This is a genomic window from Paenibacillus sp. S-12 (assembly GCF_030363895.1).
Classification (GTDB): Bacteria; Bacillota; Bacilli; order Paenibacillales; family Paenibacillaceae; genus Paenibacillus_B; species Paenibacillus_B alvei.
In genome coordinates this window covers 34,174-54,356 of the sequence record NZ_JASIUF010000008.1, presented here as the reverse complement: position 1 = coordinate 54,356, position 20,183 = coordinate 34,174, and the positions used below count along the sequence as shown (strand labels likewise).

At 44.4% G+C, this 20,183-nt stretch carries 24 protein-coding genes; 5 read left to right on the top strand and 19 right to left on the bottom strand.

Annotated elements, in window-relative coordinates; all coding sequences use genetic code 11:
- The first annotated feature begins 3 nt into the window (after window positions 1–3).
- Window positions 4–1,347 carry an MFS transporter gene (pgtP, locus tag NO352_RS07795; protein ID WP_005549727.1) on the top strand — a complete coding sequence of 448 codons (1,344 nt, stop codon included), beginning with the start codon at window positions 4–6 and terminating at the stop codon, window positions 1,345–1,347.
- Window positions 1,348–1,448: 101 nt separating this feature from the next.
- Here the strand turns inward: pgtP and lepB are convergent, their stop codons facing one another.
- The 7 genes from lepB to NO352_RS07760 form a co-directional block, all read right to left on the bottom strand.
- Window positions 1,449–1,946, bottom strand: a complete 498-nt coding sequence (lepB, locus tag NO352_RS07790) for a signal peptidase I (RefSeq protein ID WP_005549728.1) — start codon at window positions 1,944–1,946, stop codon at window positions 1,449–1,451.
- A 187-nt stretch (window positions 1,947–2,133) separates the two neighbouring features.
- On the bottom strand, window positions 2,134–3,327 hold the full coding sequence (locus NO352_RS07785; protein ID WP_289355287.1) for an MFS transporter: 1,194 nt from the start codon (window positions 3,325–3,327) through the stop codon (window positions 2,134–2,136).
- A 32-nt stretch (window positions 3,328–3,359) separates the two neighbouring features.
- A complete protein-coding gene (locus tag NO352_RS07780) occupies window positions 3,360–3,872 on the bottom strand; it encodes a MarR family transcriptional regulator (protein ID WP_040736477.1) in 513 nt (170 codons plus the stop codon).
- Window positions 3,873–4,244: 372 nt separating this feature from the next.
- Complete coding sequence (locus NO352_RS07775; protein ID WP_289355286.1) at window positions 4,245–4,979, bottom strand: YdcF family protein; 735 nt, start codon at window positions 4,977–4,979, stop codon at window positions 4,245–4,247.
- A gap of 506 nt (window positions 4,980–5,485) precedes the next feature.
- Window positions 5,486–5,641, bottom strand: coding sequence for a GrpB family protein (locus NO352_RS07770; RefSeq protein WP_289355285.1), 156 nt, complete (start codon window positions 5,639–5,641; stop codon window positions 5,486–5,488).
- A 105-nt stretch (window positions 5,642–5,746) separates the two neighbouring features.
- A complete protein-coding gene (locus NO352_RS07765; RefSeq protein ID WP_289355284.1) occupies window positions 5,747–6,145 on the bottom strand; it encodes a RidA family protein in 399 nt (132 codons plus the stop codon).
- A 36-nt stretch (window positions 6,146–6,181) separates the two neighbouring features.
- Window positions 6,182–6,691, bottom strand: a complete 510-nt coding sequence (locus NO352_RS07760; RefSeq protein ID WP_289355283.1) for a GNAT family N-acetyltransferase — start codon at window positions 6,689–6,691, stop codon at window positions 6,182–6,184.
- Window positions 6,692–6,916: 225 nt separating this feature from the next.
- Between NO352_RS07760 and NO352_RS07755 the strand changes: the two genes are divergently transcribed.
- Window positions 6,917–7,708, top strand: coding sequence for a helix-turn-helix domain-containing protein (locus NO352_RS07755; protein ID WP_289355282.1), 792 nt, complete (start codon window positions 6,917–6,919; stop codon window positions 7,706–7,708).
- A gap of 44 nt (window positions 7,709–7,752) precedes the next feature.
- Window positions 7,753–8,457, top strand: a complete 705-nt coding sequence (locus tag NO352_RS07750) for a transglutaminase-like domain-containing protein (protein ID WP_289355281.1) — start codon at window positions 7,753–7,755, stop codon at window positions 8,455–8,457.
- A 223-nt stretch (window positions 8,458–8,680) separates the two neighbouring features.
- Here NO352_RS07750 and NO352_RS07745 read toward each other — a convergent pair whose 3' ends face one another.
- From NO352_RS07745 to NO352_RS07725, 6 genes are all read right to left on the bottom strand, one after another.
- Window positions 8,681–9,562 carry a GNAT family N-acetyltransferase gene (locus tag NO352_RS07745; protein WP_289355280.1) on the bottom strand — a complete coding sequence of 294 codons (882 nt, stop codon included), beginning with the start codon at window positions 9,560–9,562 and terminating at the stop codon, window positions 8,681–8,683.
- Between the two features lie 156 nt (window positions 9,563–9,718).
- Window positions 9,719–10,228 carry an AAA family ATPase gene (locus tag NO352_RS07740; protein ID WP_289355279.1) on the bottom strand — a complete coding sequence of 170 codons (510 nt, stop codon included), beginning with the start codon at window positions 10,226–10,228 and terminating at the stop codon, window positions 9,719–9,721.
- A gap of 42 nt (window positions 10,229–10,270) precedes the next feature.
- Entirely contained in the window at window positions 10,271–10,417 is a 147-nt protein-coding gene (locus tag NO352_RS25075; protein WP_327194821.1) for a hypothetical protein, read from the bottom strand.
- A gap of 10 nt (window positions 10,418–10,427) precedes the next feature.
- The gene (locus NO352_RS25070) at window positions 10,428–10,604 is read right to left on the bottom strand and encodes a histidine phosphatase family protein (RefSeq protein WP_353961232.1); all 177 of its coding nucleotides are present in this window, start codon (window positions 10,602–10,604) and stop codon (window positions 10,428–10,430) included.
- Between the two features lie 150 nt (window positions 10,605–10,754).
- The gene (locus NO352_RS07730; RefSeq protein WP_289355278.1) at window positions 10,755–11,666 is read right to left on the bottom strand and encodes a PhzF family phenazine biosynthesis isomerase; all 912 of its coding nucleotides are present in this window, start codon (window positions 11,664–11,666) and stop codon (window positions 10,755–10,757) included.
- Between the two features lie 152 nt (window positions 11,667–11,818).
- The gene (locus tag NO352_RS07725) at window positions 11,819–12,241 is read right to left on the bottom strand and encodes a hypothetical protein (RefSeq protein ID WP_005549747.1); all 423 of its coding nucleotides are present in this window, start codon (window positions 12,239–12,241) and stop codon (window positions 11,819–11,821) included.
- A 231-nt stretch (window positions 12,242–12,472) separates the two neighbouring features.
- Here NO352_RS07725 and NO352_RS07720 point away from each other — a divergent pair, with 231 nt between their 5' ends.
- Entirely contained in the window at window positions 12,473–13,072 is a 600-nt protein-coding gene (locus tag NO352_RS07720; RefSeq protein ID WP_005549748.1) for an undecaprenyl-diphosphatase, read from the top strand.
- A gap of 125 nt (window positions 13,073–13,197) precedes the next feature.
- Here the strand turns inward: NO352_RS07720 and NO352_RS07715 are convergent, their stop codons facing one another.
- Both NO352_RS07715 and NO352_RS07710 read right to left on the bottom strand, forming a co-directional pair.
- Entirely contained in the window at window positions 13,198–13,563 is a 366-nt protein-coding gene (locus NO352_RS07715; protein WP_412070980.1) for a DUF1634 domain-containing protein, read from the bottom strand.
- 41 nt (window positions 13,564–13,604) lie between these two features.
- Window positions 13,605–14,483 carry a sulfite exporter TauE/SafE family protein gene (locus NO352_RS07710; protein ID WP_483311821.1) on the bottom strand — a complete coding sequence of 293 codons (879 nt, stop codon included), beginning with the start codon at window positions 14,481–14,483 and terminating at the stop codon, window positions 13,605–13,607.
- Between the two features lie 109 nt (window positions 14,484–14,592).
- On the opposite strand from NO352_RS07710, the gene NO352_RS07705 reads away from it, so the two are divergent.
- Window positions 14,593–15,048 (top strand): Lrp/AsnC family transcriptional regulator, encoded by a 456-nt coding sequence (locus NO352_RS07705; protein ID WP_005549754.1) that lies wholly within the window; start codon window positions 14,593–14,595, stop codon window positions 15,046–15,048.
- Between the two features lie 174 nt (window positions 15,049–15,222).
- Here the strand turns inward: NO352_RS07705 and NO352_RS07700 are convergent, their stop codons facing one another.
- The 4 genes from NO352_RS07700 to NO352_RS07685 all read right to left on the bottom strand — a co-directional run bounded on the left by NO352_RS07700 (window position 15,223) and on the right by NO352_RS07685 (window position 20,164).
- Window positions 15,223–15,720: a GNAT family N-acetyltransferase gene (locus NO352_RS07700; RefSeq protein WP_289355277.1), complete on the bottom strand. Its 498-nt coding sequence runs from the start codon at window positions 15,718–15,720 to the stop codon at window positions 15,223–15,225.
- A 77-nt stretch (window positions 15,721–15,797) separates the two neighbouring features.
- On the bottom strand, window positions 15,798–16,346 hold the full coding sequence (gene yqeK, locus NO352_RS07695) for a bis(5'-nucleosyl)-tetraphosphatase (symmetrical) YqeK (protein ID WP_289355276.1): 549 nt from the start codon (window positions 16,344–16,346) through the stop codon (window positions 15,798–15,800).
- 357 nt (window positions 16,347–16,703) lie between these two features.
- Window positions 16,704–18,650 (bottom strand): TOMM precursor leader peptide-binding protein, encoded by a 1,947-nt coding sequence (locus tag NO352_RS07690; RefSeq protein ID WP_289355275.1) that lies wholly within the window; start codon window positions 18,648–18,650, stop codon window positions 16,704–16,706.
- Window positions 18,647–20,164 (bottom strand): hypothetical protein, encoded by a 1,518-nt coding sequence (locus NO352_RS07685; RefSeq protein ID WP_289355274.1) that lies wholly within the window; start codon window positions 20,162–20,164, stop codon window positions 18,647–18,649. The genes NO352_RS07690 and NO352_RS07685 overlap by 4 nt, the downstream gene beginning before the upstream one ends.
- Between the last annotated feature and the right edge of the window lie 19 nt (window positions 20,165–20,183).

Below are 20,183 nucleotides of genomic sequence, written 5' to 3'. Positions count from 1 at the left end.
GAAATGTTTGGTTGGTTGAAAAAAGCTCCCGCCATACCTCGATTGCCGGAGCACATGATTGCGAAGATGTATCGAATGTTTCGTATTCGTACATTGATCGGCATTTCTGTCGGTTATGCAGGCTACTACCTAGTACGTAGCAACTTTACGTTATCCACACCTTATTTGAAGAACGAGCTTGGGTTTACCACTTCTCAAATTGGTATGTTGAGCGCGGCACTCGCCGTCACTTATGGAATAAGCAAGTTCTTCATGGGGAACTTGGCGGATAAGGCCCATACGCAGCGCTTTATCGCTGTTGGTTTGTTTTTGTCTGCCATAATTAACCTTATTATGGGCTCTTCTTCCTCGTTCGGTCTCATCTTCATGCTGCTTATCGTGAACGGGGTGTTCCAAGGCATGGGCGCTCCTCCTTGCAGTATCGTTCTGGCGAACTGGTTCTCGAAGAAAGAGCGCGGTACCTATATGGGAATCTGGAATACGTCGCATAATATCGGCGGAGGCCTCATTGCGCCAATCGTCGGTGTTGCATTAGGGATTCTCGGCTCTGCTTACTGGCAATCCGCAATTTTCGTCGTTCCTTCGATTATGGCCATGATTATCGCCGTATTCGTATGGTTCTCCGGCAGGGATACGCCACAATCGATCGGCCTTCCGCCAATCGACGAATATCGTAACGATTATGATGATGTAGAACGCAATCCAGATGGCGACAAGCTGTCTATGAAAGATATCTTGATCAAATATGTACTTAAAAACAAATTCATTTGGTTCCTGTGCTTGGCGAACGTATTCGTGTACTTCATTCGCTTCGGCGTCTTGAACTGGGTACCATTATACTTGACGGAAGAAAAAGGCTTCACGCAATCGCAATCTCATGTTGCATTTGCTGTTTTTGAATGGGCAGCCATTGTGAGCTCGCTCGTCGTCGGTATACTTAGCGACAAGTTGTTCAAAGGAAACCGGATGCCGCTCTGTATTATCAGCATGGTCGGCGTCGTGTTGGCTACGCTCGTATATTGGCAGTCTTCGAACGTCCTTGTAATTACAATCGCTGTATCCATTATCGGCTGTCTCATCTATGTACCGCAGTTCTTGATTGGCCTTAGCGCAATCGACTTCGTACCGAAGTTCGCTGTAGGTACAACTGTTGGTTTGACTGGCTTGTTTGCATACTTGTTCGGTAACTTGACTGCAAGCGCACTTGTTGGATTTATCGTTGAATCCTCCGGCTGGAATGGCTGCTTCCTGATGCTGCTCGTAAGCGGCGTATTGGCAGCATTCTTCCTGACGTTGATTCAAATCGGACGTAAGAAGCATTTGCAAAAGACAGCAAACCAATCGTAAATGAAGTGAAACATAGTTACGAAATAGGAACGAAAGAAACCCTCTGCTGGCGGCTATTGAGCCTCACCAGCAGAGGGTTTTCTGTATAAGACTATTACGTGCTATTTACTAAAAACATGTGTGGGCACAATAGCCAGCACCTTGCCAATAATCTCATCCTTTTTAACAAACGGCTTCGCCCATAAGTGAGAATCGTAGCTATTATTCCGGTTATCTCCTAGGAAGAAATAGTGATCCTGCGGTACCGTAATCGGTCCATAGGAGTAGTTCATTTTCTCTTGTATATAAGGCTCATCGACTGGGGCGTCATTTCGATAGAGCTTGCCGTTCTTGACTTCGATACGATCCCCTGGCAAGCCAATAAGACGCTTTACATACCGTTCTTCAGCAACCGGGGAATGAAACACAACTATGTCCCCATTCTGCAAACTAGTAAGCCACATCATTTTTTCCACGATGAGGTGATCCTTCTTCTCTATCGTGGGGATCATCGAGCCTGTTGGTACGCTCATAGCCTCTGCAACATAAGCCTTAATAAACAGTGAAAGACATACTGCTATTAAAATACTTGGAATCCATTGCTTAAACGATTTCCACATAGTTCAGCTCCTTTCCCCTAAGAATAGCGCTTTATGTAACTTTGAGTTGCTCCCCGCATTCCTGCGAATAATAAAATGATACCAAAAATGACTGACACTTGCCAACACATCCCTCGCCTTAATCCCTTGTTCCACGGCAGCATCCCAATATGTTATAGACCTCGTCCCCCATACTGCTCGTTCAAAACTATTTCGCTACATGATGAGAAACGGGTTGCACATAAATCCGATTCCCCCCCCATATCGTCAGTATCGCAAATAATACGCCAAAAGCAGCAAATCCGATGCTTGAACCGAGCATTGCAATAACCAGTCCACAAATGAGCGGCCCAGCAGACATTCCAATATAACGAATCAAATTATATACACCCAAAGCACTTGCTCTCTGCTCCTCAAATTCACTGCTGATCATCGTTGAGAACAGCGGAGCAATTACCCCGCCAGCTATGCCGTACAATACTAATCCTATTGATAATCCTGCCAACGAATACGATTCTGACAAAGCAAAAATGATGATACTGCCTGCCGCTAATAGATTGCCATAAAGGAATAATTTGCTGTGAGCAACCTTAGCTTGAATAGCTTTGTACACAACTGTTCCGATAATCGTACTAATTGCCATTGGCAAATAAAGCAGGCCGACAACGGCCAAACTCAAATGATAGTGATCTGTCAAAAGTGCAGGCAAGTAGACAAGGATTGCAAAGTACAGGAAGAAATACAAGAATCCAAGAGTGAGAATGCCTCTGCCTACAGAATTGCGGAATACAGCTCCATATTGAACCACCATGCTTCTAAGATTGATAGATGCCGCTCGTTTTGGCGTGTCCTTCGGATAATACAAGCCATTGGCGAGCAGCAAGGCAACAGATACCGCAGTAAGGAACCAGAAGATACCTGGATAGCTGTATCTTTCTCCGATAAAGCCGCCAAGCACCGGTGCTGCTGCAGGGGCGATGGACAACAGCATTTGATAAGATCCCATCGCGCTTCCCCGCTCCGCTCCATGAAACAAGCTGCCGATTGTCGTCGCCGCAATTAACGGAATCGCTGCCGTTCCGACGGCTTGCAATGCTCGAAACACGAGAAACCAAGCAAAATCCTTTGTAACCGCACAGCCAATGCTGGCAGCTATGGCAATGACGATACTAGGCATCAAAATGAACCGTGCCCCCTTCACATCAATAAGGGCTCCGCACACGATCTGCATGATAGCTACGATAAATATAAACACCGATACAGAAGCATTCACCATCGACAACGATACCTGAAAAGTATCTCTCAATAAGGGGATAATCGGCGAATATATATTTTGCATCAGTGAGGCGAAGAACGTACTTAAACAGACGATATATAAAATAAGCTTAGCGTTGGAACGCATATATTTCCCTCCTCTATCATTCAAATCTTGGTTTATTTCGATTCAGGTGCAGTGACAAGCAATTGTCCCTCCTGTATAGCCGTTATTCCATCCTGCAGGAGCTGCTTCATGAACTCCAACTGCTCTGTGCTGTAGCGGCTAATAAAGCGATTAAATAACTGATGTGCCCGATCATGATATTGTTCATGCAGGGAAAACACCTTTTTCCCCATCGGAGTCAACCGAAAGTATATCTCCTTCTTGTTGTCATTCAGTTGAGACTTGCGAATCCACCCCTCCTTCAAAAGCCTGCTATTGATCTTCGAAATATTCCCCTTGCTAATTCCCATCTTCTCCGCTATAGCTGTCAGGTTAATGGGCTCGGAATGTCCAATGCAGGACAGCACGTGAATTTCCGTTAGATGAAAGTTGTAGTGTTCCGAGACTGATTCTCTAATCTCCTCAAGAAAAGCTTCGCCTTCCAACTTCTCTTGAAGCTGCTGTTGATGAAGAAACTGTGTGTACAGTTCATGAACTTGATGTTTCAATGCCGAGTTATGATCCACTTCGAGCACTCCTTTGTGCATAATAGTTTCCTACGAAACAATATTAATAAGGTTTTATATGAGGTTATTATATTTTAATACTTATTATCGTTTCACATGAAACAATAATAAGATTACTACGCCTGGCAATTATTTTCAACCATTTTTTATCTTCGTATTCTTCATAACATCCTTTCTTGGTCAATTATCATGTCAATACTGTTTATCAAGCAGCATGTATTCATGGATGTGATTGCGGGTATCCTTGTCGCAGAAATGGTCTACACACTTATACGCAGATGGAGATAACGGCTCAAGTGCATCTTATCCGCTATTCTAAAAAAGGGAGAAGCCCGTTTCGGTACACGAGCATCTCCCTTTATTCCATATTGGTTACACAAGAAAAGCCTTAATTATCGCGAGAAATTCGCGAATCATATTCGTTGGTTTAAGATGTGTTGGGGAATCGCTGGAGATTCCGTATGGTGCGAATCCAATTCTCTTAGCAAGCATCTTGGATCGATACATGTGAAAGTCACTCGTAACGATCATCAGGTTCGTTTTAAAGACTCCTCTATCTTGAAGTAAAGCTTGTGAGAACCGCAAGTTTTCTTTCGTGGTTGTCGATTTGCTTTCTACAATTATTTGTTCCTTGGAAACGCCGTTTCGAATAAGATACTGCGCCATTGCAACCGCCTCCGGTATATCTTCGCCAGGTCCCTGGCCTCCCGAGACGATGACAGGTATTTGAGGATTTGCACGAATATATGGCAGGCTGGCATCGAGCCTATCTTTCAATGTAGCGGATAGCTCAGTGCCTTTAAGCCCGGTACCGAGCACAATTACATAATCAACGGGCATCTGATCACGATCATCCGAGCCCATCTCCGATAGGATAAGCGATTCAATGACGATAAATAGAATTAGGCATGCTGCTGTGACAATGAGCAAAACGTTGCGGAACCACTTATGCTTACGATAGTTAAATTTACTCAACAGAATATAGAGAAAACTTAGTGAGCATATCAACGCGACCTCAAAAGTCCTCCCGTATATAACGAACAATCCAATACACAGCCCAATCAAAGCAATATCAATAAACTGTGACTTCCGATTCCAGCTATTCATCTCACTCTCCTGCTTCTATGAGTTCACCAAGGTTAATCCACACTCTGGACAAATACGCTCATCCTTGCTCACCCGTTGTCCACAGCCTGGACAGCATTCACAATGACGAGTATCATCGCCTTGGTTAACAGATTGTGGAGTTGGTGCATGAACGAGTGTATGCCCGTTACCCATGCGCATTTCCACTAATATATCTCTTATTTCTTTATGTGCTCGGCCATCTTAGACTGTTCAACGGCAGATTGTATCAAATGATACCAAATATATAATCCGATTACAGCAAGAATGATGATAACAACAATCTCCAAATGATTCATCCTCTCAATTATGATGAAATAGAAAAAACAAAATTAAATTGTGCAGAATGCCTCTATAAGTATCTTTGCTGTCTGCGGTTCTCTATGTCAAGAACCTATTTTACAAGCACTCGACAATTGAATGGCTTCATGGAATCGCATACGTTCTCACCCGGAGCTTCACGGAAATAACGCTTCGTCTTGTCTGAATTATCTGCTCGATGAATATAGCCAATCGACTTGAATTAGTGAACCAATATGGTAGATCCGAGCAGCTGCATCGCCTAGCGCTCCTCTTGTCCGTCGTCCACTCTCAAGAAATTCCGTTTTCCACGATGAATGGTAAGGCACAATTTCAATTTCCATAAGTCTTGCTATCTCCTCAAAAGTCTCCTAGTTTCATGTGCATAGACAATTATAGATGGCGCACAGTCACTTCAACAGTAGCTGACACCTATCAAGTACCCCCGTCTATACAACCGTGTCCGTCACAATCGCCTGTACTTCGATCTCAACGAGCAGGGCAGGTTCGATAAGCGCCTTAACTTCCACCATGGTAGCTACCGGGCAAATGTCGCGGAAAAATTCACCGTGAGCTCTGCCGATTTCTTCCCACTTTGATATGTCTGTGACGAATATTCTCGTTCGTACAACATCGGACATACTGGCCCCAACTTCGTGAAGCGCATCAGAAATAACTTGTAGAATATATGTAGTTTGCGCATAGGCATCATTCACACCGACCGCTTTACCATCGCGCATCGCTGTTGTGCCCGCAACTTCGACTTGATTGCCCACTCGTATCACTCGGCAATAGCCTACCAACGGCTCCCAAGGTGATCCTGTAGTTACCCGGACTCGTTCAGTCATGTATCCAACTCCCTCTATATTACTCCGATGTTACCATTAGAGCTTCTTATAATAAATAACGGTTGCGTGGTAACTTCCATCTGCAGACTTGGCGAATTCCGGAATCCGCCCAGCTTCTATATACCCATTCGAGTGGTACAACAAGTTGGAAGGATCTCCTTCTCTTGTATCAAGCACCAGCAGGCTTCGTGCTTCATCGTGCGCGCAGTCTTCCACAATACGCAGCAACCCCTTGGCAATTCCCATTCTTCGCTGGGATGGGTGCACCATCAGCTTCGCCACTTCCGCACGATGAAGGGCATTGGGCTTTTGAGCGAGATGCAGTTGAATTGTACCGCACACTTGACCGTTAACAACTGCAATCCACAGACGCATCCCAGGCTGCAGTACTTCGGCCCAATAGTCTTCCGCCATCTTACGATCCAGCGGAGGCAGGAAACCTATTGATGCATTATCATTCACGACGTCCATTAACAACGAAGATAACCCGTGAAGCACTTCTTCATCCAACTGCTCCACCTGTCTAATTTGAACACGATTATCCATAGAACTCCACTCCGTTCGTCTGTCATCTATATTCCAGAACATGCTTCACAAAATCCTCAATTCCCATGATATCTATTATTATCCACTTCAACAGAGCCTGTCAAAGAAAGAAGTGCCTAAAAAACATCGACAATACTGCTCCTACTCTCTTTACTTCAATCGTACCGATAGGTATAATTCGAGCCAATGCTCCATTTGTCAATTCAGTATAGGAGGAGTAATAACATGCCTGAGATTGAGTGTCCCTACGGCCTTATTTTGTATTTTGGCAGCGACCATTTATCTTTTCTCACGAACAAGGTACAGGCAGATAATCACAGCCATAATTACATTCAGCTTACGATCGGCCTCCAGCAAGATGTAGTGATCACCGTAGAAGAACAAGCCTATCAAGCCTCTGGCTTCATTTTGCAGTCCAATGTCATTCATGAGCTGCACGGACTTGGACAATGGCAATGGTATATGCTCATCAACCCTGAATCCGCATTCGGTGAGCACCTGAAGCGAACCTATTTACAGAATTCGAAAATGCATGTCCTGAGCAGCATTCAAATAGAAGCGCTGCAGCATCTTGCAATCGCGCAATTATTCTCAATAAAGGATCCTGACGATTACGGCAGTACATGGAGCACATGCAAGCACATATTGGGTTTTCCAGATAACAGCCTCAGCAACCTGCAATCTGTTCTGGATGAACGTCTCCACAGCATCATGCAAGCAATTGAGACGATTCCTGCTCATCAATTGACCGTGAAGACACTTAGTAAGAAACTATTTCTATCTGAGAGCAGACTGTCCCATCTATTTAAAAATAGGGCTGGCATTTCACTAGCAAGTTACCTTGTTCATCACAAATTAGAAACTGCATTTCATGCCATCTTTAACGGAAAACCCATGACCGAGGCTGCTATGGACGCGGGCTTTAATAGCTCCTCTCATTTTTCAAGAACGGTAAGAGACAAGCTTGGCATGACTGCTCGCGCAATTGTTCAACATAGCAGATATTTGAAAGTATAACGTCCCCCACTCCCTTATAGTTGAAGGGAGAAGGGGGAATGGACATGAAATCCTATTTGCAGGCAACGTCGCTAGTCGATTATAACCATCCAACGATACAGAAGCTTATCTTAGAACAATTCTGGAATGAAGCCAATGACTACGAAAAGATTCGCCAAATATACGATTACGTGCGCAATCAAATTAAATTCGGTTATAACCGGGGAGACGATATACCCGCCTCAGAAGTTCTTGCAGATGGCTATGGCCAGTGCAATACGAAAAGCATCCTGCTTATGGCTTTACTGCGTGGAGTCGGAATCCCTTGTCGTATTCATGGCTTCTATATCGATAAGAAAATGCAAAAGGGAGCACTTACCGGCATTGTCTATACATTTGCTCCCCGCAACATTGTTCATGCCTGGACAGAGGTACAATATCAAGGGAAATGGATCGCTTTAGAAGGTGTCATTATTGATGATCCTTACCTATATCAAGTAAAAGAAATGCTTTGCAGCTATAATGGGGGCCATATCGGATACGGCGTTTCCGTGAAAGACAAAAAGAACATCAATTTATGCTGGCGTGGCGACAGCACCTATATTCAGAACTTTTCAATCACAGAGGATTTAGGCTGCTTCGATAGCCCGGATGAATTTTTTTCCGCCTATAACAATACGCAGAGTCCATTCAAAAAAGCCATGTTGAATTTGCTTCGCAAGCGGATCAATCGACGAACAGACGCAATACGGGAAGGCAAGTTGATATAATATCAAGCTAAAGCTAACCTCAACATAAACAGCCTATCTCTCCGAAGAGGATAGGCTATTTTTCTTTCTCCTTCCCAATCGATTTAGGGCAACCAAAATTCGCCGACAGAGCCGCCACACGTTAAATGAAGCCCCGTTCTCGATTAAGGTGAGACTTTCTCTTGCTCATTGTCCTTCTCGCAATCTCTTTCACTTTATTATTCATGTGACAAGTCCTGCTTCATTACGCCTGCGCGATTTTTGGGAGCTTTATGTGATCAAGAGATTGAAGACGATTCGGCAAAATGAATAAATTATCATCTGATGCTTCTGGATACTCGACCCTAAATCTACCTTGCTCAGGATGAAATTGATAGTACACCCGTTCCGTCTGTTCTGTAGCAATCCGATGTACAAGTTGCGAAAGATCAATTTGCTTAGGGGACAGGACATCGTACAGTTGTATCGAATTTCCATCTTGCATAAAAATAACGACTGCATCTAATTCTTCAATGAAATACAGATGATCCTCAAACACATGCAAGCAATACCAAGAGAAGATTCCTTCTGCATGAATAGCGTCGCACGTCGAACATCTTACGTTCCGTGAAGCATAGTATCGCATGACAAGCTCCCAATCCTGTACCTCTGTTACGTTTAGCTTCCGCATGTGAGGACGATGGTCGAGTGCCACTTGCGTATTTATCACCGAGTAGAACTCCGGTTCTTGTACTTTACGAAAACCAAACTTCGGGTAGAAATCGAGAACCGTTCGATTCGCATATAAGTACATAAAGCTGCATTTTTGCTGATATTCTTCGATTACGATTTCCATTAGCTTTCTCGACAGTCCTTGATTCCGATACGCTTCATCCGTCATGACCGTGCCAATCATAATGGCTTCGTGAATTTCATTGTTCACAATGATATCCATTACATTCACTGAGACATTCGCAATGACTCTATCTCCATCGGCATAGGAATAACAAATATACCGATCATTCCAGCATCCTCGCTGATACCAATCTTCAAACTGAATGCCGAATGATCGCTGCGCCAATTCATTGAAGCTTACACGGTATTTATCGATGTCTTTATAATCCTTAATAAATACGAGTTCATTCATAATAACGCTCCCTCATCGCCTTGTTCATTTCCCGGCTACTTATACTAGGTGACGCTCCGATCTGATATCCAGCATACCTTTCTCACACGAAGAGATCCCTTCTTCCACAGATCCTAGGTGTTCAATATTCTCCTCCCAAGTAGAAACTGTTGGAAATTAAAGCGCTCGCCTTTCAATCGTATTCAGCAATGCACGGTTGTTGGCAATAATCACTCTCTTGCGATCATATTCATCAGTTAACTTCATAATGGCAGGAAGACTCTTCGCAAAATAATCCTTGTTCCAGACAAACAGCATCGTATATAAATTATGCAGTGTTTGCTTATAGTTGGCTGATTCAATTCCGAGCCTTGTTCGCACAAATCTGCGCACGACCCTAAATTGAGTTGCCAGCTTATTCGGTTTAATAATGACAATAACATCTGCTTGCCGAAAGCTATCCATCCCCCACTTGTAATGAACGCCTTCGATAAGCCACGAGTCCTGCTGCAATATGTCCATCAGGAGTGCGTCTCTGACCTCGACTGGATTTCGATGCTGTTCCTCCTCTGTACGATTCCATACGAGATTATCAAGCTCATAATACGGAACACTGTATTTCCTGGATAATTCCTTGGCTATGTATGTCTTCCCACTGCCGCAAGGGCCAATGATGCGAATTTTCAAGTCTCCCCACCTTCTTTCTTTTAAGTGGTTCCTATGGTTTTTCTATCTAGCATCAGGTACATTGTTCTGCCACAGCCTTGTGACTCCGCGCATTCGCATGCCCTCAAGCTCAAGCTTATAAATATCCGGCATTGTCGTGGAGCCCCAGAACTCGAATCCGTAGGCAGGATCAAAATCATTCATCATCAAGGTCATAATGTCACCATGTGTCCCGAGCATATGGGCTAGATGCAAAAACACCAATTGGCATATGGCGCAGCAACTCGACGATCTTCATCGCATCTTGTTCCCCAACGGCTGAAATTCCCTTTGAGCGCTCTTGCCCTTCGATATATGGTGATTCACAATGTCTTACAAAATAAAGTGTAGTCGTCACATCCACCCACCTCATTTGCAAATGCAAGTTTAGACTTGCCAATCGCTCATAACACTCCCCTTACACGACAGAACCCGACCAAAAAAGCGAGTTTTCAGTCGGGTTACGTGGGGTCTTGTTGCGTTCTATCACATTCCATTATTATACACTTCAATTATCAATAAAGGTAGAAGGTTCATGTTCAACCTCAATTTCCTGAACGAATACCGCTGTTCCTTCAATAAAGACCTCTATCCGATCCTCATTTCTCATAGCTCGAACTTTCACTCTGCCATCTCGATCGATTTCTTGTCCTTGCTCAATGTAGAAATCAGCAGCGTCCTGATCGGTTCGCATGTATTGTAAATAGTAGGCCCCCATAACGCCAGAAGCCGTGCCTGTTACAGGATCTTCTTCCATACCCGAATATGGAGAGGAGAAGTGTCTGCCGTGCATAAACGATTCTGAATGATAAGTCTCCATACAGAATGGATGCACAGACGCACGCGGGAACTCAGTCATTATACTTGGGAACATTGCATTCATGGGTTTCATGGTCTTACACTTTTCAAGACTCTTGATCGGTACGAGCAAAGTCCATACGCCTGTACTCCCATAGACAATAGGTGTGGTCATGTCGATATCTTCCGCCTGCAGTCCAATTGCTTCCGCTAATCGGGCGATATTGCCTTGAAACGGAATAAATTCCGAGCTGTTTTGCTTCATTTTAATGAATAATTGCCCTTCATGAAGCGTGAATTCGATCGGTAATATACCTGCTTTCGTCTCTATGTTAATGTGTGTCTTCTCTCCGAAAAATCCTTTCGAATGCAAACAGTACAGCGAAGCAATGGTAGCATGGCCGCATAAATTCATTTCTTGGCCAGGCGTAAAATATCGCAATCTAACATCTGCTTGATCCGAATGAAGAATGAATGTCGTTTCATTAAATCCGACCTGTTTCGCGGTTCGCTGCATATCTTGTTCGCTTAATCCATCTGCATCGAGTACAATGCCAGCTGGATTTCCCTTATGTGGAATCGTAGAGAATGCATCATAGTGAAGTACAGTGATTGTGCTCATCGTTTTCCTGCCTTTCCCCCATTGATATGAACACCCTGTGTAGAATCATTTTACCATCATTCTTAGACAAAACAGCCTCTAGTCTCCTGCTCCTCATCCCCTGCACCAATTGCTTTTTCTCAGAAAAGTCTTTTTCGCGTGCCTATAAAGAGTTAATCGATATCATAGATTAGCCATTTCGAATCCGAATCTTTCCCTTTAATAAATACATACTGTGACGTGATAAAATCATCGTCATTCAACATATCATCAGCTAAGAGAAGAACTTGATATGCCTTTTTCTGTTCCTGAATATGAATTGGAGCATGCAGCTTCACCGTTTTCAATTGATAGGTCGGCATGCCTATTATCGGACTATTTGGTGCAAACAACTTCATATATTCCTTCTCATTTCCATCATGCAAATACTCCATTCGTTTGTTAATCAACTGTACAATCTCGCGTTCATCCCGATTCAAATTCTTTGTTTCCAAATACATGGGCTCAGACTTGGATTTGCAGCCTTGAAGCAGGAGAAGAATCATGACGATACACAAAGTCTGCATGACGATTGCGTTTCTTCTGAATCGCCTCATTTATCCAACACTCCTTTGTTGCAGATTTGTTCAACATTTTCATTTTGAATTCTTAACTCATTTGCATCATTTATGATCTGTCACGTGATGACTTTGCGCCAATTATGATAAGATTTTAATCTAATATTAAGAATTTATTAAGGAGCAATTAAAGCCCTCTCTCTATACTAAGCATATTAGATGAATCCTACATCTATCATTTTATCGAAGTTGCAAGGAGGAAGAGTATACGTGTCATTATCACAACTTAATATTGAGATGTTTCGGGGAATCAATGATTTAGGCAAGCAGTTCTCATTTCTAAATCCGTCTGTCGTATTCATAGCTGAATATACGCTGTATATGTTAGCGGCTTGCATGTTGCTTTTTTGGTTCACACGTACAACATCCAATCGCATGATGGTTCTTCAAGCTGGATTTGCCTTCATTTTGGCAGAGATTATAGGGAAAGCAGTCAGCATGCTCCACTCGCATCATCAACCGTTCGCCGTACTGCCCCAGGTGAGCAAGCTGATTAACCACGCAATCGATAATTCTTTTCCGAGCGATCATACGATCTTATTTTTCTCCGTATGTGTATCGTTCTGGCTTATGCGCAAAAGAGCGGGCTGGGTGTGGCTCGTGTTGGCGGGTTGTGTAGCGATATCACGTGTATGGGTTGGCGTGCATTATCCGGTGGATATTGCGGCAGGCGCTGTCATTGGTATTGTTTCGGCTCTTATTGTGTACTGGTCGTCAACTAGATTTACTTGGCTGTCACGCTTGCTTGACATGTATGAGAATATGGAACAGCGTGTACTTCCAACGAAGAATAAATCGAACAATATGTAATGATAGGAGTATGAAAAGGGACGCACCCATTTTAGAAAATGATGAAATGGCGCGTCCCTTCTGTTATTTTAGTCGTGAATAGCTTACTTCGAGCGAGTGAACAGTAAACATAAAAATATTCCGCATCATCCTGTACTGCCAATGAAGAAACTGGCGATTAAAATCAAAAACACGATCAGGGTTATCCCAACGTACAAATAATCTTGTTCATGCATAAATACAAAAATAGAGATAAAGACGCGGAGCACGGGTGTAGCAATGAGCATCAACAGTCCTGTCAGGATAATCGCATATGATTTCAGAGACAATAGACCATCGTAGATTCCATTCAGGCTTGTTGGGAACGTATTCGCTGGATAACCGCTCTCTCCAGAAATCAAGAATAACAGCAAACCGGTAAGGATAACCGCAGCACTAGCCAGTACGCCGACCCGGAGCCACTTACTAACGACAATCTCTACTGCCTCCGATTTATTATTCCGCTGCAGCAGTCTCTCTTCCTGTTGCAGCTTACCTTCTCGTTGCAGCTCACTCATAGAATTCCCCCCACTCCCTGTACAATCATCTGTATAGCCACATATGCCAATACCGGAATGAACCATTTGCGTATCGTTTTGCTCTTCATCTTCTGCATCATTCTCGCACCAGCCGTTGCCCCCACAAGGACACCCAACGCCACCGGAGCCGAAATTGCCGGATCGATATCTCCCCTGAATAAGTAGACTCCAGCACTTGCTGCACCCGTAACGCCCATCATGAAGTTGCTCGTCGCACTGGATACCTTGAGCGGGAGCTTCATGAAGACGTCCATCGCCATCACTTTAAAACTGCCGCTGCCGATGCCAAGCAGGCCTGATATGACCCCTGCACCATACATGACGCCAAATCCACCATATACATTGTCCACCTTATACGCAACCGTTTGATTCAAGGCCTTATCATAATATTCGCCCTGCAAGCGCAGCTTTTCAGCAACCGGATGCATAGTTACATCCTGCGGCAGCTCATCATTTCGCTTTTTAAGCATAGTCCCCGCCGAATAAAGCAGCAGCAGTCCGAAAATGATATACAACACAGTTGGCGCCATAATCCCGCCTAAAAATGCCCCGGTTATCGCTCCTACTGTTGTAGCAACCTCCAGAAACATGCCAACTCGCACGTTCGTAATCCGATCCTGGATATAGGCGATTGCCGCACCGCTGGAAGTTGCGATAACCGAAATAATGCTCGCACCGATCGCTGTTTTAATATCCACTCCGAACAACAAAGTTAAGGCAGGCGTTACTATGATTCCACCCCCTAAACCAAGCACTGCCCCCACGATTCCAGCCAGTACGGAGATCAACAAAATTTCTACTGCTAGTAAAGACAACTCCCTCTCCCCTTCCGCGCCATGTTCTTCCACATACATATGTATACATCATTTTTTACATTCGATCAATAGATTGCATCATTAACTTTACATTGTATGTGGTATAATGGTTTCAACAGGACTAGTACAAGTCGAAAGGGCTGATCGAATGCAGTTCCGGAATTTAGACGAGATCGACACGCGGATTTTGCAGTTGTTATCCGAAAATGGACGATTAAGCAATGCGGAGCTTGGACGAATGGTCAACTTGACCCGAGCGGCGGTGCGCGAACGAGTTCATCAATTGATGGAGGATGGAATTATTGACCGCTTCACCATAGTCGTCAATCCGTTAAAGGCAGGAAAAACCTTGTCGATGTATTTCGATATCGAGGTGGATTGGATGAAGCTGCAGCATGTCGTGGAACAGCTTAGAATGGCCGAGGAAATTACGAATGTGTATCAAATGAGCGGAAAACCGCATCTGCATGTGCATGCACTGCTAGACGATCCTGAGCATGCCGAGCAATGCCTGAAAAAACTTCAGGAGATAGAAGGCATCACTTCCGTCACCAGTGAGGTACTCATTGCGCGGCATAAAGAAAGAGGCGGACTATTGATCTAATCAAGTCTAGTCTAGCATTAAAAAAATATCTAACAAAAAGCCCGCTAGGACGTATGGCTTGTGTGAGTATCAGCCATTCGTCAAGCGGGCTATTTCATTTGAATGCTCCTCTATTCCCTTCCTCTAAGGATCGCATGAGTGATATTGAATTGCTTACGTGACGAATCCTCTCTTCTACCGAAGCACATTGGAAAAGCTATGAATCGGACCGTCCCAGCCTTCTTCTCGAATCTCTTTAAAGTTATCGTTCGTGTACGCTGCAATCACCTTTCTCCAGAAATGCTGCGCAGGCACGTTCTCCTCCATTTGGCTGACCTTCCAGTTTCCTCGGAACTGATCAAATAAAGCCGTTGCCGCATACCTGCCTACACCGGAACGCCTATATTTTTTCATGACGAAAAATTCTGCCATGGAATAAACCGCACAATTATCTTCATCTGTTCCCAGTTTTCTTACGAGCGCCAATCCCGCAAGCTTTCCCTCTACACGGAAGAAAAACGGATATCTCCCTTCTTCCGTCCAGTAATGATCCAGATACATATATTCATATAGACCGTTTTCATTGACATCCTCTGGATCAAATTCACTAAAATCATATTTATACAGCTCCAGCAAATTGCGCAGCGTAGATTTTTGCTCGTTCTCGACCTGATGCAGCGTTACCATGCTCATGCATTGCTCTCCTTTTTTGGACAGTGACTCTTCCAACTTCTCCCCCTGATCGTTCAGAATCACTCCACATTACGATTTCATTCCTGATTCAGCTTTTCGTTTAATTGTTCGTAAGCAGCCGCAAGCCAAGGATGAACAACCTTTAATGTATCCTTCCGTTCCCATAAATACTGAATGTAGGCGAACGCTGCATGTTCCAATGATTTTTCTAGATTATGATGCAGTTCCTTAAGATAAGGAGGAGTGCCTTGCTGATCCCAAGCAATTTTGTCGGCCACAAATAATACAAGATCAAGCTGAGTCGCATTGGCTCGCAGCGTTGTATGACAGCCTACTGCATCCAGCACTTCATTATCTGTAATGCTAAATATGTCCCGCGCCATCACTTTGGATAGCTTTTGATGGATAATCATCGGGAACTGCTCTTCTTCAGGTAGTATCTCAATGCCAAGCTGCCTTGCTGCATGAATTCGTTCAGAATTCGGAAACACGGCACTAACATCGTGCAGCCAGCCAGCAATTTCAGCTTGGTCAGGATCTGAACCATATCTAAGTGCAATTCTTCTAGCCTCAGTTCCAACATCAATATTGTGATCTGCAGTGTAATGACAGTCATTTGATGACAAAAAAGATGCATATCCCGTTTCAGATTCCCTGCATACGCTACGTGCTGTGTAAGCTTATGAAATATAGGATGCAATGTGATACGCCGCCTTCTTCTTTGTATAATATTTTTCCTGCTTCATTATGAAATGAATGGACACATGCTTTCACCCTCCCACATACACGAGAGAACAATCCTTGTTAAGAATAAAGATACGAATTCCCAGAAACTCCCAACCAAACCTAGTAGATTTGGTAGCAACCGTGGGTTTGCAGGGTAATCTTTATTTTACATCTGTGTTCAATACATTTCTAGCCTCGTCTGCCCTAAGAAATTTAGGGAGCATTCATGGTCACATTTGTATGAGTAATGACTCTATTTATGGAAATGGATGCGGATAAGGATTTAGTTCCTCAGGCGCAAGCCTGCGATTGACATATCCTAATTTCATTGGTACGTCGAGCACCCTATCTATCCCTTCTAGCCGGCGGAGATGATGACCGAATGTCATCGGGAGCATTCCCGGAATCAACACCTTTACGCAATGTAGGCCATTGCGGAGTGTCTCGCTGGACGATTGATCGACGACAATGACGTCCAACTGAAGCTGACGGAAAATGTCAACAACTCTCTTTACATCCTCCGTTAAGTCGGTGTTCAATTCCATTGCAGGAAATTCATCAGCAAATGAACGCACAGGCCGACCCTCATCAGCTATAAGAAATTGAAGTCTTGCCGCTGCCTCTGGCAAGCAATACAGTAAGGCGTGATCTTCCATTTGCAGTACTTCATACGAATCTCTGTACATGGAATGAGCTTCGGAACTGCGTTCTTTCCAACGATTTGTTACCATAAGGATCATCCCTGCAAGCTCATACACAGCACTCTTCGCCGCTCGCACAGGGTCAAGATGAGCTCCTGCAGCACAGACCAAGCTAACTTCGTGTTCAGGCTTCCCTTTTGCAATCGCCCAGATGCTCGGAATTCCATTCTCGGTTGTAGTATTGTATAAGTGCACTTCATACCCTAAGACTGCCTTGATCCGGTGAATCATTAACAGTAGCTCCTGATCCCCAGAAGTGTATGGATCAAGCCTAGGACAGGGAAGCTTGGCATACCAGGCCATTAAGAAGGAATCACGTTCGACGACTTCAAATATTCCGTACAGCATCGCCTCTTCCAGACTACCGCCTACTGCACAACCATTAGAGGTTTCATATACGAAGCTCCCTTCATTACCCAAGCTATAATAAGCTAGCAGATGTGGAACCAGAATCGGACGCTCCTGCAAGAACGAATAACCCCATACCCATCCAATGGAGTTATCTGGATCAAATGGGACAAACGGAAAATATTCCTGTTCATATTGCACTTTCGCATGAAGTCCCACCGTTGTAGGGTTCAGAGCAACTTTCTTAAGTCGGCTATAACTGTCGAATATAACAGGACGCTTGCCTCGCGGAGAGATGCCGCAATACCGCTCTAAACCCTCTAATACAGCTGTAAGCTGACTACTTGCAAAGGAGTGGGAACGTCCTCCTGTTACCTCATCATAATAACCTAGCGGGAGATTCACGACTGCATCCGCAAATATAGAGGAAAGAAACAGTTCTACCTCATTAAATATTCCGGATCGATGATCCAAATAATCGTTGAACAGAACCTTCTGCAAATCGTTCATGGAACGACATCGAAAGCTGTTCCCTACCTTAAAAGATGGCTTAAGCATAATCCATGCTGATTCTGGAGAATCATCTGGAAGCGATCCGCACACTGGGCAAGCACCATTGGGACAAATATAATGCAGCGAAGTATCCAAGCTCCGAAGGTTCATAATATACACGTGCCCCTCTGTGAATACCTTTTTCCCATTCAATATGTTCGCTGTCTCTTCCTCTATAAGTAAAGCCATAGAACGATATGCTGCCGTATCGATCCTAGGAGCATCCTGTGGAATATAGTCCGGAGAAACGAGCATCATGAGCATATCTTTACCCGGACTGCGACTGCTGCCTGCTAGCGATAACCTTGTGGCAGCGCATTGAAAGCAACCTGCTGAATCAGATCGGGTCAGCGGACCTATGATTCCTTCCTCTTCAGATATATAGGCTGGAAACCATGGAATTTCTAGCGGCTTCACCTTCTCATTCACTTCCAGCAGCAAGCCTAGGTTTTCCTGTTCTTGAAGCACTATCGCGATACTTACCTTTGGCATATCTTCATTGATATTCCCTATTCGCGCTACCGTCCATTCGCTGTGTTCCTGCAGCCGGGTATACACGATATCCGCAAGCGTTCCTTTTCCAATGATAAGGACTGCACTCATGAAGACTCCTCCTCTCTGCGCACTGCCCCATAGATAAAGAACGGCTCTGAACCGAGGAAAGAACTGCAATGTAAATCATATACCTCTATGCAAGCATCGGCTTGCAACAACACGTGCCGAATCATCGAATTCCAATGTTCAAGCGGAGTTGGATAAGGGATACTAGGAATGACAAGAGAATGCCCCCATTTTCTGTCTTCACTCTGCACGAGAAATAGATCGGAAGCGAGGCCTTCCTTTTTGTTCAATGCCATCTGGAGTGTGTGACGAAGAGCCAGCGTGATTTCGGCATCAGTTCCGCCATACCATACATTGTCCGAATATACCCACATCACCGGGCATCCAAGCAGCGGCTCGCTTACAAATATAAGAGGCTCACCCCTTAATAAGCTAAGTGCTTGCATATCATATTGACATCTGGCATCTTCTATTTGTACATGTTCCACTCTGGTAACAGTAATAGGGTTCGAGTGTACTCGGCTTTGTTCTATTCGTTTTTCGAATTGTTTCATTAAGACTGCCCTTAATCCCCGTCCAACCGCTTCGGATGCATGAGTGCCTGCTCCAATTCCGACATTCGCACGCTGATCCGAACTCAACGTGGGGAATTGCAAGGGAAGCAGTCGCTCCGTAATAGCTTCCAGCCCTGCAAGTCCAGATTCACGCCTTGCCTCCTCATGTGTCAATCCGCTGCACACGATTTTGGTCAGCAGAATCGCATCATCCTCTGATAACGGATCAACCGGCTGAACCGAGCATTGTGCCAACGGCAGCTGAATCAGATCAGCTTCCTCCCATGCATGAAAAACTCCGTTAATCGAAGAAGTCAAGTGTTCGAAGCTCGTATACCAACCATTAGTAGATTTCTTTTCTGCTAGAGCATCATTAGCAGCTATGACTTGTTTCAAATCAGGTATGCGGCTTGCTGGCTTTATTCGTTGTACAAGTTCAAAAAAATGCTGACGTATAGAATGCCAGCTCCCTGTTAATGTTGCCGGATTGAAAATATAGCATTGATCTCTGCAGGCTGGTTCTTCGCCCTCAGTTGCTTCTAAATGCAACTCATGGATAATCAGATTTGCAAGGAATGCAAGTGCCCTGTTCGAGATATTGTGTACCTGGGTATTTTCTAAAAACACTGTCGGATGCAGACTTCGCCATGCTGCTTCCGGTCGTACTTCCTCACCTGGTTGCAACAGCGGCCCTATTAATCCTGCTCCCCTGTAAATTGCTGCCGGAACTAGCTGTTTCCCTTCAACCACACAAGCATCTTGAATATCGCTGAGCTCTTGCAAATGATCAAGCTGAGCTACATATAAAATAAATTGGTACGGTCGAATCAGACTTCTCCAATTCGGTTCAGGTTGCTGTTTAGCATTGTAGGGCTCCCCAAATATCTTCTCAGCTTCATATACCGTGATTGCGGGATAACCAGCATCATACCAGGCCTCGATCAAAGTGTGCAGAAATGAACCAGAACCGATTGCGAGCACCTTGTCTTCTTGCTTTGACACGCAGTTCCCCCCTTCCCCC